Here is a 16820-nt window from a genome sequence, read left to right as displayed (position 1 = left end):
TAATATTTGCCGGGTGGGAAGTTCGAGCAGCCTGGTTCGCGCGTAGATGCGCCTGTAGTTGGGGGTTGCAGTCATGATGACAGGACTCTTCCGTTGCCGGTTCGCATTCGATCGCCGGTACGGACTTTTGACGATAATGGCCGGCGTGGCGTTTCTGGTTTTCTGTGGATACTCCGCGAACATTGCGGCGGCGGATTTCCGAAAAACGAAGTGCTGGTTCGATATCCCGCGGGATCGGGAAATGACATGTGGTTCGCTCCATGTGCCCGAAAACCGCGGGAAGGGCTCAGGCGCCGAGATTGCCCTTGCCACCGTTGTCTTTCAGCCGGATCGGGAACGCTATGAACCGGTTGTGTTCCTGAGCGGCGGTCCGGGCCAATCAGCGAGCATCAGCACACGCGAGGATATAGACGGATGGTGGCAGTTCATCAGTCAGCAAACATGGATGATCGGGCGCAGAGTCGTTGTCGTCGACCAGCGCGGCGTCGGCATGTCGAAGCCGGCACTCGACTGCTCCGGATTTTTCAAGACCGATGATTGGAAGCGCATCTTGCCGAGCGTGGATGCGGATGCCACGCGCTTGGACAAAGTCCGAAAAGACAAGGTTCTCGCCTGCCGGAGCGCGTTGACCTCAAGAGGCATCGACCTTTCTGCGTACAGCACCTCTGAAAGCGCCGCGGACATCGACGACCTGCGCAAGGAGCTCGGCATAGGACGCTGGGTGCTGTATGGCACGTCGTACGGAACCAAGGTGGCACTGGAGGTGATGGCCAAGCACCCGGAAGGAATCTCGGCCGCTATCCTGGATTCGGTGCTTCCACCGGACATCAATTATCTTAAGGAAGACGGTCCGAACCTGGCCCGGTCGCTGAAGCTTCTCGATCGTGACTGCCGGCTGAATCGGCACTGTATGCGCGATCTTGGAAAGGCGGTGGAAACAATCGTCCGGCAATTGGACCGACAGCCAATCCTTTTGCGCAGCTCGCCCGAGGCGAACGCGCCTGAGCGCTACCGCTATGTGTCCGGGGTCGACTTTCTCGACATACTGTTCGATTCTTTTTACGACCGAAACGACATCGAGATGCTGCCGCCTCTGATACAAAGCATCTACAAGCACGACTACGGTCCACTTGCCCGGTTGATCTTTGACGATGAGGGCGATCAAACGGGCATCTTTGAGGGAATGGACTTTTCGGTAACGTGCTCCGAGTCTGCACCGTCCAGATTGTCGGGCAAGCGAGCCGAATACTGGACCCGTTGGTCTGAAAGCGTGGATTATTCCTGGATTTGTCCGCTTTGGCTGCCGGAAGCATTGGCAAGGTCCAAACGGCAACGGCAGCAAAGCCGAATTCCAGCGCTGCTGCTGTCTGGAGAGTACGATGCGGCGACGCCAAGCGACTGGGCCTACCGAGCGGCAAAGACTCTGCCATCGAGTCAGGTTGTCGTCTTTCGCGGGGTTGGGCATGACGTCATAGATTCCGATCCCTGCGGCTCGGAAGTTGTTGCCGACTTCCTGGCAAACCCCGGGCGCAAGATAGCAACGGCTTGCCTCCAGCACTTGGAAGCTCCGCAATTTGTGAAGCCAGACGTGCAATGGGCCGGTCTAAGGACAAGACGCTCCGCGGCGGGATTGCCGAAGAAGTGGCCGCCGTCATCACGCTTCGATCGCCGTCACTAGATAAAGGGCCTGCGGTTCACCGGATCATTTCGCAAGTCCGATCTCGTGTCACCCGGATGGTGACACGAGATCCTTCGATGCCGGCGCGAGCGCTTCAGTAGCAGGGCGGATAAGGATAATACCCGCAGTGACGATAGTAGGGCGGATAATAAGGAGGCGGATAATACGGATAGGCTGATGCCGCCGCAGCGCCAACGGCCATGCCGGCATAGAATCCGCCGTGGTGATACCAATGGTATCCCCAGTGGTCGATGAACAACGACGCAGGGCCGCTCGCTCCTGCAAGATCGCCTTCGAGGACTTTGACGTCGAAGACCAGATTGTCGCCATCGAGCTTCGCTGAGGTCAGCTCGACAACCGCGTCTTTGCTCTTGTCCAGGCTGCTGCCGAGGACCGATACCGTCGCGTTGGGCGGATCCTTGGCGAAGCTGTCATTGCCTTCACCCCATGACTTGACGAATTCAGAGGTCAGGATATGGCCCGCCGCTCGCGTCGGCCTGTCGGCAAAGATGATCGAGCTCTTTTGAACGCCGGTAAGAGTGAGCTTCGTTCCGTCGAGCTTGGCGCCGGCGGCATTCACGACCACGAGAGTGGGGGTGGGCGAAGCATTTGACGGCTGACCAATCGTCTTGTTCGACTGACCTGGCGCTTCGTTGCTCTGGGCAACCACTTGCTGGCTGCCCAGGCTTGCGAAACAGCTAATCACTAAAAGGCATGCGAGATGTTTTAGTCTCATAACTATCTCCATTGGCAAATTGAAGTGCGCCGGCGCTGGACAGCAGGGAGGCGCCCCTAATGCCGACATCCTCCCTTATTATGACCCAAGGGAAATATGCAATGTGATTCTGGCCATACGGATAAAATTTAATCTTGCCGGCATGACTACGCCCGGTTCCAAAATGAACCGGCACCATGCAGGCAACGTCTCACGGTACGGCGCCGCGACAGGCCCAAGCGACGGCCACAAAGGAACGTGGGCCATCCGGCTGGCCGGCCTCGTAGGCTGACATGACCGCTTCATCCGCCTTGGCGCGGCGCGCTTTGTCCAGTCCCGCCACATATTTGCCGAGCGGTCCTTCGCCCGCGGCAATAGGCGCCCAGAAATCGTCAAACGATGCATAATCCATGCGGATGAGCATCGACGTCTCCTCGACATCGCGAAGCCCCTGCGCGATGAAGGTCTGGCGCATCTCGCCGGGCCGCATCATCGGCTGAAAGCAGTAATGGCTGCGCAACTGAGCGGCAGCTTCATCGAGCGGCGCCATGGTGTCGAGGACCATGCGCATCGCCGGCATCCCGCCGAGATGATCCCATACTGCCGCGGCGACGCCGCCGCCCGAGCGGACGACCCGGCGCATTTCGGCAACCGCCTTCGACGTCTCGGGAACGAAATGCAGCACCAGGAGCGACAGGGCCCGGTCGAAGCGGCTATCCGGAAAGGGGAGCGCGCAGGCATCCGCCTGCCGGATGCTGATCCGCGGATCTTTATTCCGCCTCTGGGCCTCCTCGACGAAGACCGGTGAATAGTCGATGGCCGCCACTTCCGAGATATTCGCCGCTTCGGGAAGCGCAAAGGTGAGGCTGCCTGTTCCGCAGCCCACATCGAGAATGCGCTCACCGGCCTTCACTCCGGCGAAGGCGATGAACGGGGGAGCAAGCTTGCGGCTCCAGCGGCCCATCAACTGCTCATAGCCGGAGGCTTTATGGACGTTGAAACTCGACGTCATGGGAGGCCCTCCCAGTTTGTGGACCCAGGTTCCGCCCAACAGGGCAGCGGGTCAAGAGAGCCGATGAAGCCGACAGCAAATCGCCGCCGACGCGCGCACTGAGCTCGTCGCTGAAGGCATATTCAAAACCGCCGCCCGGCGTCCAGCCTCATTTCGTGAGCTTCTCATCGACGAGCTCGGATCCGGCCGCATCGTCGGCTATGAGCTTGGCGCCGCCCGCCGCAAGGCCGCCGGTAGCGTAGAAGAGGGCGTGGTTGGACGCATAGCCGGCACGCAATCGAAGCGATCCGAGCCAGTCGACCTCCGCCTTGTGCCGGCCGACTACACCTCCGCCATCATCAACAATATCGGTATCGCCATCCAGGTCGGCATATTCAATGTCGCCCTCGAGGCCCACGACCAGGCTATCCACCAATTCCGGCCCGCATGCGCTCCCCCGACAAAATCCTCGAGATCGAAGGATCCGTCTTCTCCACCGAGGACCGGCGCGTCCGCCGCGAGCGTGGGGCTGCCTCCCCCTGGAGTACCGGCGCTAAAAATCGTTCTCGCCCCATGCATAACCGCCTTGAATGCCGATATAGGGTCCGGTCCAGTCATAGGCCGCAGGTTCGACGACATCCGCCGCCTGCGCTTGAGCGCCCAGAAGAAAAATGGCAGCACTGCCGAAAAGTATTCTCTCGATCATTCGATTCCCCCAAAACGCGAGTTATCACGTCATCGCGCGCCGCTTTCGCAACGTCAATCAACTGCGGCTCAGGTGAGAAAGTTCAATGACGGCTGTTGCTGAAAAGTTACATGATTGTCGCCGGAGAAACGAAAAATGCGCATATTGTCGCTGAATGCTTGGGGCGGCAGGCTTTGGGATCGATTGATCGCCTATCTTGCAGAGACCGATCCGGATGTCCTGTGCCTGCAGGAAGTGACGCATACGCCAACCGCCTTATCGGAGTCGCTCGTCTATCGTGACCACGGCATGGAATTGCCGCAGCGAGCCAATCTGTTCCGCGATGTCAGTCAAGCGCTCGCGACGCATCAAGCCTTTTTCTGCCCGGCGGCGCGGGGAGAGCTTTGGGACGGCGACCATCAGGTTGCCTCGGAATGGGGCTTGGCTACTTTCGTGCGGCGCGCTTATCCGGTGATCGGCCAGATCCAGGACTTCGTCCATGGCGATTTCTCCGCTACCGGCTGGGGCGAGCATCCACGTTCAAGGAACGCCCATGGCCTGCGCCTCTTCGATTATGAAAGGTCATGCGCCATCACGGTCATGCACATGCACGGTCTGCGGGAACTCACCGGCAAGGAAGACACGCCACATCGACTGGTCCAGGCGAACGCGCTGCTGAATTTGATCGGCCGGATCAGGCGAAAGGGCGAAGGACTGGTGCTTTGCGGCGACTTCAACGTGCTCCCGACGAGCGCGACGCTGCGATCGCTCGTCGAGATTGGATTGACCGATCTCGTCACCGCAAACGGGTATCGCGATACGCGGACATCCTACTATCGAAAGGCCGACCGTTTCGCTGACTACATGCTGGTTAGCCCCGAGGTCGAGGCGCGCCGGTTCGCCGTCGTCAAGGAGCCCGAAGTCTCTGACCACTGCGGTCTTCTCCTGGATCTCGCATGATATTCACGGGCCGGCGAGGGGCCGCCCACCGAAAGAGTTTCCTCCTTCGGTGGGCAGTTGCGCACAATGCCGTACCCGTGGGAATAGTCGGCACGTGGGCAATGCCGCCGAGGCCCGATTCGGGCGCGCGGCTCCTGTCGACCACGAGATGGCGATAGAAGAAACGGCAAAAGCCGGCATCCCCCATTTGGGGGGTGTGCTCTTGACCTTAAGTTAGGAGAGGAACAATGACGACAGAAACGGGATCACCTTCCTGGCAGTCCGTTGCGCTTCTGATCGGCCGGCTGATTTTTGCGGCTGTCTTCCTCATGGCGGCGGTTTTCAAATTCCTCGATATCAACGGCACCGCGGCCTATATCGCGTCCGCCGGCTTTCCCTTGTCCCTGCTTTTGGCATGGCTCGCTGCCATCTTCGAGATTGCGCTCGTCATCTGCTTCCTGACTGGAGCCTTTTTCACGGAAGCGTCGTTGCTGGCGGCAGCTTACGTCCTGTTCCTCGCCTTTGCCTTCCATGGTCCCTCGCATTGGACGGGAAACCAGGCCGAGTTCGGCTTCTTCATCGATCACTTCACCTTCGTTGCCGGTTTGCTGTTCGCCGCCGTCCACGGGCCGGGACTGTGGCTCGCTCTGCGTCACAGCCTGATCGGCAGCCGGAATTGATCTTAGGTCATATTCCCCTCTATCCTGAACCGAGTTTGGCGAAAGGAAGGGAGGCGAAGATGAAGTGGGTGTGGTCTTTGATGCCTGTCATGCCACTGGCGATACTTGTCGCATTGCCGCAAGCCGCCGAAGCGAAGAAACTACCTAAGAACGCCAAGCCGATGACGGCAGAGGAAGTGATCGCGATCTATAGCGGCAATTCGGCGGTTTGGGACGGTTCGAAGGCCTATTTTTCGCCGGAGAAGAGGGTCAAGGGCGTATTCGGAAAAGGCACGAAACGCGTGACCTATGCCGGCGAATGGTCGGTCACCGATAATGAAGCCTGCATGAAGAACAGTGCCAAGGGCGACCCGAAGATCTATACCGACTGCTGGAAATGGTGGCATGTCGGCACGAAGACCATCACACTGTGGAGCGTTCATTACGATGAAACGAAGCCGGATGATAGGAACGGCTATTACGACGAAATGAGATCGATCAAGAAGGGCGACAAGGTCAGCAAGGAATATGAAGAGCTGGGCGGACTCTGATGTCCGTTCGCAGCCGTCCACTTATTTCGATGCCGCATCGGAGACGCCATCCCAGTTTTGCGGCGGCGGCGAGCGCCGGAAATGGCGCACGCGCCGTGCATAGAGCGCTTCGATACCGGATAGGCCGAACTTTGCAAGTCCGGCCTTGGACTGTTTCAGGAGCCGGCTGACAGCGCTCCATTCCTTGTTCCGATAGGCATTCAAAAGCTCCTCCAGGCGGGTTTTCAGGCCGTCATCCTGAAAACCGTCGCCGATCGGTGCGAGCAGGGCATAGATCCGTTCCGGCATCGCCTTGCCCTTCACGCGCACAATGTCGATGGGCACGGTGTAGAACCGCTCTTCCACCAGCAGATTGGTGCGTTCACCGATGATGATGGGAGCGCCATAGGCCTTGGTCTGGCCCTCGAGCCGCGAAGCGAGGTTCACGCTGTCGCCCAACACGGTGTAGTCGAATCGGATGTCCGATCCCATGTTCCCGACGACGCATTCTCCGGTGTTGATGCCGATGCCGACGGCAATCGGCATGACCGGGCTTCCGTCCTTGACGGCGGCGTCGCGAAGCTCGTTGTTCAATCTGGTGACGGCCGCGAGCATGCTGCAGGCGGCGCGGCAGGCATTCTGGGCGTGTGCGGCATCGTCCAAGGGGGCATTCCAGAAGGCCATGACGTTGTCGCCCATGTATTTGTCGATCGTGCCGCCGTTCTCGACGACGATATTGGACAAGGGGGTCAGCAACCGGTTCACCAGCTGTGTCAGGCCTTGCGGATTAGTCTTGTAGCTTTCAGCGATGCTGGTGAAGTTCCTGATGTCGCTGAACAGGATGGTGAGCTCCTTGGTCTCGCCGCCGAGCTGCAGCTGCTCGGGATGCTGCGCCAGCCGCTCGACCAGCGCCGGCGAGAGATACTGTGCAAAGGCGCTGCGGATCTGGCGCCGTTGCGCCTGCTCGTTGAAATAGTTCACGAACACCAGCGTCCAGAATACGCCGAAGCTCGAGATGAGCGGATAGACCACATCGAGAAGCACGCCTCGGCTGCGGAAGAAATAGAACGAGCCCAGCGAGAGGGTGACGGCGATCAGGAAACCGATGATCAGCACCGAGCGGGCGCCGAGCCAGGGCACCAGGACGATGATCAGGATGGCGATGCCGAGCGCCAAGACGACCTCGGCGCCGACCATGTAGGAGGGCCGCTTCAACTGGGCTCCGGTCAGGATGTTCTCGAGGAGCTGGGCGTGCACTTCGACGCCGGGCATGGCCGGGTCGAGCGGCGTCGTTTTGTTGTCGAGAAGGCCTATTGCAGAGGTGCCGATCAAAGCGAGCTTGCCGACCAATTGGCCGTCGCCGATCTTGCCCTCGATCACATCTGCGGCGGAAACGAACCTGGCCGGGTCGTGCGGGCTGAAATGCAGCCAGAGCCGGCCATTGCCGTCGGTCGGCACCTCGACGCCGCCGACGACGAAGCTGCGCATGCCGCCATCGCCGGCTCGGATGAGAAGAGTGCTCGAGCCGGTCGCCACCCGCAGCAGTTCAAGCGTGAGGGAAAGCCGGATCTTGTCCGCCGCGACCATGATGACAGGAACCTGGCGCACAATCCCGTCCTGATCGGGCCTGAGGCTGAAAAGCCCGCGCCCGGCGGCGGCTTTCTCGAGCACGGGGATATTTGCCAGCAATCCCGGGAAGTTCACCAGATAGCGGCCGGGGTCCGGTCCGGCTATGGCGATGGCCGGGGCGATATCGTCGACAGGAATGATCGTGGGGTCGTTCTGTCCTGATTGCGCCAGGACCGTCCGCAGATAACCGAAGCTGCGGGCGAGGACCTCGTCATTGCTCGGCAGGCTGCGCAGCCGGTCGCGAGTCTCCTCGTCGATCTCCAGGACGGCATCGGCGATCGCGCCAGGTGACAGCCGGTCGGGCTCCGAGAAGATCACGTCCATGCCGACGGCAACCGCTCCGCTGCGCTGCAGTTGCAGCAGCAGCTCGGCCAGGCGGGTTCTGGCCCACGGCCACTGTCCTAATTTCTTGAGGCTCGCTTCGTCGATATCGACGATGACGACTGGCCGTGTTGTCACTGTGCGCGGCGCAATCATCTGATAGAAGTCGAAGGTCCGCAGCCGGAAGTTTTCGAGCGGGACGGGATCCCAGATGCGCAAGAAGAGGAAGCCTGCCATCAAGGCAAGCGCCGCCACCCGCCCCAATGCCGCTCTGGGAATCGTGAAACGCCGCCCGATGACCATGCACCCCAATCCGAGGGCCTAAAATTACGTAGAGTGTATTTGTGATATGACGTAGTGTCGAGTGGTCACAGCGGGTCGCGACCTTGGACTCCAAAGCTTCTGCGCAACTATCGGTCCGCGTCTCACCCGGCTTTGCCGACTGGCTCTGGGCTGAAGGCGTGAGCCTCGTCATCAGCGCGTACCAGTCGGGCCAGTTGATCGCGATCGGCGCCGGCGCGCCGGGCAAGCTCGCCGCCAAGTTCATCCGCTTCGATCGCTCCATGGGCTTGGCGCGCGACGGGAACGGTCTCTGGGTGGCGACCCTCAATCGCATCTGGCGCTTTGCCCTGATGAAACAGGATGCGAAGGCCGAACGGCCCCATGATGTCTATCTGGTGCCGCAAGTCTCCTATGTGACCGGCTTTGCGAACACGCATGACCTCGCCATCGGGCCGCGGCAGCAGCCGATATTCGCCGCCGCGATGTTCAACTGTCTCGCCACGACCACGATGAATTCGAGCCTCCTGCCGGTGTGGTATCCGGAATTCATCCGCGACCGGGCGCCGGGCGATGCCTGCCACCTGAACGGATTGGCGCTCAGGGAGGGTGCGGCGCAGTGTGTGACCGTCTTGGCGAGAAGCGGCGAGCCCGGCGCCTGGCGGAAAGACCCGGCGGGCGGGGCCCTTATCGATGTGGCGTCGAGGCAGCCGGTGATGACCGGCCTCTCGCAGCCGCATTCACCGCGCTTTCACGCCGGCCGGCTGTGGCTGCATCAGTCGAGCATCGGCGCCTTCGGCTATGTCGACGGTGCGCGCCATGTGGAAGTGATGCGCTGCCCGGGCTATCTGCGGGGCCTTGCCTTTCACAAGGATATCGCCTGCATGGGCATGTCGAAGCCGCGGGGGCTCGCCAATGTCGGGGGCAGGGCGCTGAACGCGCTGCTCCAGGAGCGCAATCTCGAGCCCGTCTGCGCCGTCCTGCTCTTCGATCTGAAAAAGGGCGCGGTGCTCCACAGCCTGCAGCTGAATGACATCGACGAGATCTATGACGTGGCGATCTTGAACTGCCGCAATCCCTATCTGGTCGATCCCGGCTCTGCTGAGGCTTCGACGACCTATTTGCTGGGTGAGCCTGCTAGACCGGGAAGCTCACCGCCACATCGTGATCGACCGCGAGGTTCGCAGTGACGCCCGCCTCGCTGTAGTTCCAGACATCGTAGTTTCCCGGACTGCCGGTATCGTCGAGCGCCACGTCTTCACCGACCAGCGTCCAGTCGCCAACCAATGTCAACTCATCGCCGCTATCACCTTCGACGACCAGATTGTCCTCATGATCGGAGTTGAAAGCGGTGTTCGACTCGTCGCTGATATCGGCAACATTCTCGCCGGATAGAATCAGGAAATTGTCGCCGGTGCCGGTCAGGTCAATGGTTTCGATCCCGAAGACATCAAAATCGAAGGCTGTCCCTTCGATAGTGGCATTGGCGCCGTTGAGCGCCAGAATGTCCTGGCCGAGGCCGCCATCGATATAGGCACCATTCACGTCAGGCATGAAGATCGTGTCATTGCCGCCTCGGGCCTCGATCCTGTTTCCGGCGCCGGTGCCGGTCAACTCATCGTCATTTACAGAACCGAGTATTCCCTCGATGTTTACGAGCGTGTCGGTGTAAATAACGTCGCCGGGCGTGCCATAGCCGTCGTCCTCGGCGACGCCGGTAGCCAGATTGACGATCACGCCTCTGGGGGCATTGACATAGGAGACCATGTCGTCCGGCCCGTTGTCGAACTCATCGCCGTTGATGTAGTCGTTGCCGCCGCCGCCCTCGATGACGTTCGCCAAATTGATGAGCCCAAATAGCGTATCGTTGTGGCTCGAGCCGATTATGTTCTCGATATCCCCACCGACCAGGTCGTAAGTGCCATAGCCGTCGTCTCCGTCCCCGGTATTCTGATTGATGTGCACCCCAGATAAAGCGTTGGCATAGCTCACCGTGTCAATGCCGTCGCCACCAAAAATGACATCGTTACCCGCGCCACCCTCGAAGAAATTGTCGGCCGCATCGCCGGTAAGGGAATCGTTGCCGGTCGAGCCGATGACACTCTCGATATTGTACAGTGTATCGGTATCGCCGTAGCCGTCGGTCGCCGTGTTCGCAGCGAGATCGACCGTCACGCCTGCAAGCGCGGGATCGTTGAAATAAGAGACCGTATCCTTGAGCCCATTGGCGCCGTCCAGGAGGTCGTCGCCGGCGCCGCCCTCGATCGTGTCGTCGCCATCATCGCCCCAGATGGTGTTCTCGGCGCCATTGCCGATGAGAGTGTCATCATGGAGAGAGCCGGAGATGTGCTCGATGCTCACCAGCGTATCGGTAGTGCCGTAGCCATCGGTTGCCGTACCGGCGACGAGATCGACAGTGACGCCCGACGGATCGTTGTAATAAGAAGCCGTGTCACTCCCGGCGCCGCCGTCGACAAGATCGTAGCCTTCAAAGCCCTCGATGAGGTCGTCGTCGTCTCCACCATAGAGATCGTCATCGCCCCAGCCGCCGATCAATGTGTCATTGCCGGCTCCGCCGAAGACGATGTCGTCGCCGTCGCGCGCCTCGATCCAATTGTCCTGATCGTTGCCGGTCAGCAGGTCATCGTAGAAGGACGCATAGATATGTTCGATCGCCATCAGCGTGTCGGTGCCGCCATAGCCGTCCTTGGCGATGCCAGTGGCGAGGTTGACCGTCACGCCGTTGGGGTCCTCATAATAGTCGGTGGCGTCTGCCGCGCCGCTGCCGCCATCGACAAGGTCGTCGCCGGCATAGCCTTGGAGGATATCGTTTTCGCCGCCTTCGCCATAGAGCTTGTCATTGCCGGCACCGCCGAGAAACTCATTATCCACATCGCTGCCGATCATGATGTCGGCAAAAGCGGAGCCCTGCACGTTCTCGATGTTGTGAAGTGAATCGGTATCGTCCCAATTGTCCCTGGCGCTATTGCCGGCGACCACGACGTCATCTTGACCGTTGAAATCCATCATGGCGGCGGCGATCGACAGATTGACGAAGGCGCCGTGCGTGAAGGCGGCACTACCGCTGCGCCGGTCATACTGTGCCCAGTCGATGCCGTCGCCTCCATCGAGAGCGTCGTCACCGGCCGAGCCGCGCAACGCATCATCCTGATCATTGCCCGTCATGGTGTCGTTGCCGTTGCCGCCGCGCATATGGGCGCGCGTGCCGGCGGAGACGGTCATTGTGTCATCTCCGTCGTCGCCATGCATAATGTCGAAGGCGCCGCCATTGCCCTCCATGATGTCGTTGTCGAACGTGCCGAGGATCAATTCGCTGTGGTTGCCCTGATCGGTGCCCACCTTGAGGTTCAGCCATATCTGGGTTGGACCTTCGCTGCCGTCGGGGTTGTAGTAGCGGTTGTTCGGTCCGAAATCGCCCTCGATATAGGCGATCGTGTCGCCCGTCGTGAAGAAATCCTTGATCCGCAGATTGCCGCCGACATCGTTCCAGTCGTATTCGTCATTCGCGGCGCCGCCAATGAGCAGGTCATTCGGGTTTTCCGGATCTCCTTCCCAATTGAAATCGTAGAAGTTGCCATTGAGCCGAATGACGTCTTCATTCGCGGCGCCGTCATCAGCCAGGATCGTGTCATAGCCGTCGCCCAGCGACCAGACATAGGTATCGCCGCCTTCGCGACCGACAAGCACGTCGTCGCCGGCCATGCCCTCGATCTGGTTGCCATGATCGCTGCCCACGAGATCATCGGCCAAGGCCGATCCACGTACATTTTCGATGTCGGAAAGCGAATCCTGGTCTCCCCAATTGTCGTGAGCGGTAAATCCTTCGAACAGGGTCGGAACGTCGTCGATCTCCACGGTGATGGTGCTACCGAGATTGACGACGACTCCCTGGGTCATATCCTCGGGGTCGCTGCCGCCTGGCCGGTCATATCGGACTTCGTCAACGCCGACGCCGCCCGTTATGGTGTCGTCGCCGGCGCCGCCGACAAAGTTGTCTTCCATGTCGCCGCCGGTCATTTCGTCTTCGCCGTCGCCGCCGCGGAAGATCCCGAAGGTATTGGCATCGACGCTCATGATGTCGTCACCGCCGCCGCCGGACAAATGGTCGATGGCGCCGCCGCCGCCGGTCATAGTCTCGCCGATCGAGGTTCCGACGATGGCCTCGAAATAGTCGCCCTGATCATTGCCATGCACCGCGCTCAGATAGATCCGCGCGTCATTGTCGCCGTTGCCGGGGCTATAAAATTCGTTGGCGCCCGGGCCGAGATCTCCCGTCATATAGGCAATGGTATCATTGCCCGGTACGAAGAAATCCTTGATGCGCAGATTGCCGCCAACTTCGGACCACTCCGGATTGTCGTCCGCCGCAGCGCCGACGAGCAGGTCATTCGGATGATCCGGATCGACTTCCCAATTCAGGTCATAGAACGCGCCGTTGATCTGGATGATGTCCTCATCTGCGCCACCCTCATCCGCTAGGACCTCGTCATAACCGTCACCAACCGACCAGACATAGACGTCGGCTCCCGCGCGGCCGACCAGCGTGTCATCGCCTCCGCGGCCCTCGATACGATTGCCGGCATCGTTGCCGACGATGAGATCGGCATAGCCGGAGCCGCGCACATTCTCTATGGCATCGAGAAAGGCATCCGTGTCTCCCCAATTGTCGATGGCTTGGTTGCCGGCGACCGAGGGGCCGGTACTCAAGCTGATAGAAGCGCCGACATTGACGGTGACCCCTTGCTCGGGCATCGGCCCCGAGCTGTCGCCGCGCCCGTCATACCGGACCTCGTCGTCTCCACCGTTGCCCGTGATCGTGTCGTCGCCGGCGCCGCCGCGGAACGTATCGTCCTGGTCGGCGCCGGTCATGGTGTCGTTGCCATCGCCGCCGGCAAAGCGCCCCTGCGTTCCGGTGGAGACGCTCATTGTATCGTCGCCGCCGGCACCCAGGAAAAAGTCGACCGCGCCCCCGCCGCCGGTCATCGTCTCTCCGGCGGAGGTTCCGACGATCAGCTCGGCGTAGCTTCCCTGGTTGGTGCCGTTCCCTGCGTTCAGGTAGAGACGCGCATCGTTGTCGCCATTGCCGGGGCTATAGAACTCATTGTTGTCCGGCCCGAGATGAGCCGTCAGATAAGCAATCGTATCGCCGCCGGGGGCCGTGAAGTTCTTGACCCGCAGATTGCCGCCGACATCGTTCCAGTCGCCGGTCTCGTCCGCCACGGCGCCGACGATCAGGTCGTTGCCGGCCCGTTCCCAATTGAGATCATAGATACTGCCATTGAGGCGGATGATGTCCTCATTCGCAGAGCCGCCGTTGGCCAGGATTTCGTCATAACCGTCACCGACCGACCATACATAGATGTCTGCACCGCCACGGCCGGTCAGCGTGTCATTTCCATCCAGGCCTTCGATGCGGTTGCCTATACCGTTGCCGGTGATGCTGTCGGCATAGTCGGAGCCGCGCACATTCTCGATGGCGTCGAGAAAAACGTCCGTGTTTCCCCAATTGTCGGTGGCCGTGCCTGTGGCCAGGTTGACGACGACGCCCTGCGCCGGCATCGGCTCCGTGCTGCCGGCGCGCCGGTCATAGCGGACCTCATCGTCTCCGCCGTTCCCAAGAATCGTGTCGGCGCCGTCGCCGCCGATGAACTGATCATCCTGGTCGGCACCGGTCATCTCGTCGTCACCGTCACCACCGCGGAAGAAGCCACGCGTGCCCGATTCGACGCTCATCGTGTCGTTGCCGCCGAGACCGCTGAGGAAATCGATCGCGCCGCCGCCACCCGTCATCGTATCACCGCCATGGGTTCCGACGATCGACTCGAAATAAATGCCCTGGTCAGTGCCGGTGACCGCGCTCAGATAGATGCGGGCGTTCCCGACGGGGCTGTAGAGCGCGTTGTTCTCTCCGAGGTCGGCCGTCAGATAAGCGATGCTGTCGTTGCCCGGCACGAGGAAATCCTTGATCACCAGGCCGCCGGTCAATTCGTAGCTCTCATCCACGCCGCCGATGATCAGGTCGTTTCCGCTGACGTCCCAATTGTAGTCGTAGAAACTGCCTCTGATCTTGATGATATCTTCGTTGGCGGCAGTGCCGTTGGGCAGGATCGTGTCATAGCCGTCATTGGCGGACCATACGTAGATGTCCACGCCTGTGCCGCCGACCAGCTGGTCGTCGCCGCCATGGCCGATCAGCATCGTGCCGCCATTGGCCCCGATCAGGATATCGCCGTCGGCGGTTCCTTCGAGCGCGCCATCCAGGTCGAACGAGACAGTGACGATTCCGAATTCGCCCACCGCGCTGCCATCCGTGGCGTTGTAGACGAAGACCGTGCCGGACGGGACGCTGTCGGTGACCTCGACTATTCCCGTCGGACCACTTCCCGGGCCATGCACGACTGTGCCGCCACTAGCTCCGCCGGCAGCATTGACGTCGAGAATGCCGCCGCCATCGGGGTCGATGTCATTGGCGAGCAGGGCTTGCTCGGGAATGACGACGAGATTGCCCGGGACGATATTGGTGATGACTTTGTCGGGTGTCGCGAACGGGCCGTCATTCACCGCCGCAATGTCGACCGTGATGCTTTCGGTATCCGACAGTTCCCCATCGCTGAACGTGTAGCCGAGCACGATGGAAGCGGGCGGCGTGTCGCTGGTATTGGCATAGGCGATGTGCTGGGCGACGTCGTTGACGAGCGCCGCTGTTGCCAGGGCGGTGAAGGTGATGACCAGGCTGTTGCCGGCCGTCGAATATGTTCCGATGAGGTTCCAGGAGTTGTCGCGCAGCTCCCCGGTGTTGGCGGTTAGGACGTTGGCGGTGAAGATGGCACTGGCGCCGAAGCTGAACGCGTCCTCGGCATTGTCGCCGCCGCTGGTCCGCTCCACGGTCAGCGTCGATCCGTCATAGTTGTCGGCTGCATCGAGCTCCGCGTCGGAGATGGTGATGTCCGAATCGATTATCCCGGCTACGCCTTCAGTGCTCTCTACCGGAGTTGGGCCCAAATTGCCGATGATGGGGGCATCATTGGCACCCGATACATTGACCGTATAGGTCTGGGTGACGAGAGCGCCGTCGCCGTCGCTCACCGTCACCGTGAACACATCGCTGTCGGTGTCGCCGGCATCGAGCGCTTCGATCGCCGCGGCATTCTTGGTGTAGGCATAGGCGCCGGTGACCGTGTCCACCGTCAGCGTGCCATAGTCGCCGACCTGGGTCGCCGTGGTCCCGACCGGAGTGACACCCTGGATGCCATAGCTCAGCGTGTCGCCATCGACATCGTTGCCCGACAACGTGCCCGTCAGACCCGCATCCGTCGTCGCCGAAGACTGAGCGACTTCCGTCACCGAGCCCGAGGTCACCGCCGCCAGCGTCGGCGCATCGTCGGCACCCGACACATTGACCGTGTAGGTCTGGGTGACGAGAGCGCCATCGCCGTCGCTCACCGTCACCGTGAACACGTCGCTGTCGGTGTCGCCGGCATCGAGCGCTTCGATCGCCGCCGCATTCTTGGTGTAGGCATAGGCGCCGGTGACCGTGTCCACCGTCAGCGTGCCATAGTCGCCCACCTGGGTCGCCGTGGTCCCGACCGGGACGACACCCTGGATGCCGTAGCTCAGCGTGTCGCCATCGACATCGTTGCCCGACAACGTGCCCGTCAGACCCGCATCCGTCGTCGCCGCAGACTGAGCGACTTCCGTCACCGAGCCCGAGGTCACCGCCGCCAGCGTCGGCGCGTCGTCGGCACCCGACACATTGACCGTATAGGTCTGGGTGACGAGAGCGCCATCGCCGTCGCTCACCGTCACCGTGAACACATCGCTATCGGTGTCGCCGGCATCGAGCGCCTCGATCGCCGCCGCATTCTTGGTGTAGGCATAGGCGCCGGTGACCGTGTCCACCGTCAGCGTGCCATAGTCGCCGACCTGGGTCGCCGTGGTCCCGACCGGAGTGACACCCTGGATGCCATAGCTCAGCGTGTCGCCATCGACATCGTTGCCCGACAACGTGCCCGTCAGACCCGCATCCGTCGTCGCCGAAGACTGAGCGACTTCCGTCACCGAGCCCGAGGTCACCGCCGCCAGCGTCGGCGCATCGTCGGCACCCGACACATTGACCGTGTAGGTCTGGGTGATGAGAGCGCCATCGCCGTCGCTCACCGTCACCGTGAACACATCGCTATCGGTGTCGCCGGCATCGAGCGCCTCGATCGCCGCCGCATTCTTGGTGTAGGCATAGGCGCCGGTGACCGTGTCCACCGTCAGCGTGCCATAGTCGCCCACCTGGGTCGCCGTGGTCCCGACCGGAGTGACACCCTGGATGCCATAGCTCAGCGTGTCGCCATCGACATCGTTGCCCGACAACGTGCCCGTCAG

Annotated in this window: 11 protein-coding genes; 5 read left to right on the top strand and 6 right to left on the bottom strand. The window is 61.1% G+C overall.

What is annotated here, in order from left to right:
- The first annotated feature begins 73 nt into the window (after positions 1-73).
- The gene (locus tag DS839_RS03215; RefSeq protein ID WP_119268857.1) at positions 74-1678 is read left to right on the top strand and encodes an alpha/beta hydrolase; all 1605 of its coding nucleotides are present in this window, start codon (positions 74-76) and stop codon (positions 1676-1678) included.
- Positions 1679-1772: 94 nt separating this feature from the next.
- Here DS839_RS03215 and DS839_RS03210 read toward each other — a convergent pair whose 3' ends face one another.
- From DS839_RS03210 to DS839_RS36265, 4 genes are all read right to left on the bottom strand, one after another.
- Positions 1773-2414, bottom strand: coding sequence for a hypothetical protein (locus DS839_RS03210; protein WP_368911110.1), 642 nt, complete (start codon positions 2412-2414; stop codon positions 1773-1775).
- Between the two features lie 190 nt (positions 2415-2604).
- Positions 2605-3405 (bottom strand): class I SAM-dependent methyltransferase, encoded by an 801-nt coding sequence (locus DS839_RS03205; RefSeq protein ID WP_119268855.1) that lies wholly within the window; start codon positions 3403-3405, stop codon positions 2605-2607.
- A 148-nt stretch (positions 3406-3553) separates the two neighbouring features.
- Positions 3554-3817 carry an outer membrane protein gene (locus DS839_RS03200; RefSeq protein WP_162918266.1) on the bottom strand — a complete coding sequence of 88 codons (264 nt, stop codon included), beginning with the start codon at positions 3815-3817 and terminating at the stop codon, positions 3554-3556.
- A gap of 120 nt (positions 3818-3937) precedes the next feature.
- Entirely contained in the window at positions 3938-4090 is a 153-nt protein-coding gene (locus tag DS839_RS36265) for a hypothetical protein (protein WP_162918265.1), read from the bottom strand.
- A 135-nt stretch (positions 4091-4225) separates the two neighbouring features.
- On the opposite strand from DS839_RS36265, the gene DS839_RS03195 reads away from it, so the two are divergent.
- The 3 genes from DS839_RS03195 to DS839_RS03185 all read left to right on the top strand — a co-directional run bounded on the left by DS839_RS03195 (position 4226) and on the right by DS839_RS03185 (position 6218).
- A complete protein-coding gene (locus DS839_RS03195; RefSeq protein WP_119268853.1) occupies positions 4226-5029 on the top strand; it encodes an endonuclease/exonuclease/phosphatase family protein in 804 nt (267 codons plus the stop codon).
- A gap of 227 nt (positions 5030-5256) precedes the next feature.
- Positions 5257-5688 carry a DoxX family protein gene (locus tag DS839_RS03190; RefSeq protein WP_119268852.1) on the top strand — a complete coding sequence of 144 codons (432 nt, stop codon included), beginning with the start codon at positions 5257-5259 and terminating at the stop codon, positions 5686-5688.
- A gap of 89 nt (positions 5689-5777) precedes the next feature.
- Positions 5778-6218, top strand: coding sequence for a DUF995 domain-containing protein (locus DS839_RS03185; RefSeq protein WP_162918264.1), 441 nt, complete (start codon positions 5778-5780; stop codon positions 6216-6218).
- Positions 6219-6239: 21 nt separating this feature from the next.
- Here DS839_RS03185 and DS839_RS03180 read toward each other — a convergent pair whose 3' ends face one another.
- A complete protein-coding gene (locus DS839_RS03180) occupies positions 6240-8450 on the bottom strand; it encodes a CHASE2 domain-containing protein (protein WP_119268850.1) in 2211 nt (736 codons plus the stop codon).
- Positions 8451-8533: 83 nt separating this feature from the next.
- On the opposite strand from DS839_RS03180, the gene DS839_RS03175 reads away from it, so the two are divergent.
- A complete protein-coding gene (locus DS839_RS03175) occupies positions 8534-9616 on the top strand; it encodes a TIGR03032 family protein (protein ID WP_119268849.1) in 1083 nt (360 codons plus the stop codon).
- Here DS839_RS03175 and DS839_RS03170 read toward each other — a convergent pair.
- Positions 9564-16808: a beta strand repeat-containing protein gene (locus DS839_RS03170; protein ID WP_368911109.1), complete on the bottom strand. Its 7245-nt coding sequence runs from the start codon at positions 16806-16808 to the stop codon at positions 9564-9566. The two genes, DS839_RS03175 and DS839_RS03170, sit on opposite strands and share 53 nt — an antisense overlap.
- Positions 16809-16820: the final 12 nt, after the last annotated feature.

Source organism: Taklimakanibacter deserti, assembly GCA_003574785.1.
The sequence above is the reverse complement of the archived record's forward strand: the minus strand, read 5'-3'. Positions and strand labels throughout refer to the sequence as shown.

What these genes read in the sequence shown, in the direction of transcription:
- DS839_RS03215 (WP_119268857.1), top strand. Translation starts at nt 74, where the DNA reads ATGATGACAGGACTCTTCCGTTGCCGGTTCGCATTCGATCGCCGGTAC.
- DS839_RS03210 (WP_368911110.1), bottom strand. Translation starts at nt 2,414, where the DNA reads ATGAGACTAAAACATCTCGCATGCCTTTTAGTGATTAGCTGTTTCGCA.
- DS839_RS03205 (WP_119268855.1), bottom strand. Translation starts at nt 3,405, where the DNA reads ATGACGTCGAGTTTCAACGTCCATAAAGCCTCCGGCTATGAGCAGTTG.
- DS839_RS36265 (WP_162918265.1), bottom strand. Translation starts at nt 4,090, where the DNA reads ATGATCGAGAGAATACTTTTCGGCAGTGCTGCCATTTTTCTTCTGGGC.
- DS839_RS03195 (WP_119268853.1), top strand. Translation starts at nt 4,226, where the DNA reads ATGCGCATATTGTCGCTGAATGCTTGGGGCGGCAGGCTTTGGGATCGA.
- DS839_RS03190 (WP_119268852.1), top strand. Translation starts at nt 5,257, where the DNA reads ATGACGACAGAAACGGGATCACCTTCCTGGCAGTCCGTTGCGCTTCTG.
- DS839_RS03185 (WP_162918264.1), top strand. Translation starts at nt 5,778, where the DNA reads ATGCCACTGGCGATACTTGTCGCATTGCCGCAAGCCGCCGAAGCGAAG.
- DS839_RS03180 (WP_119268850.1), bottom strand. Translation starts at nt 8,450, where the DNA reads ATGGTCATCGGGCGGCGTTTCACGATTCCCAGAGCGGCATTGGGGCGG.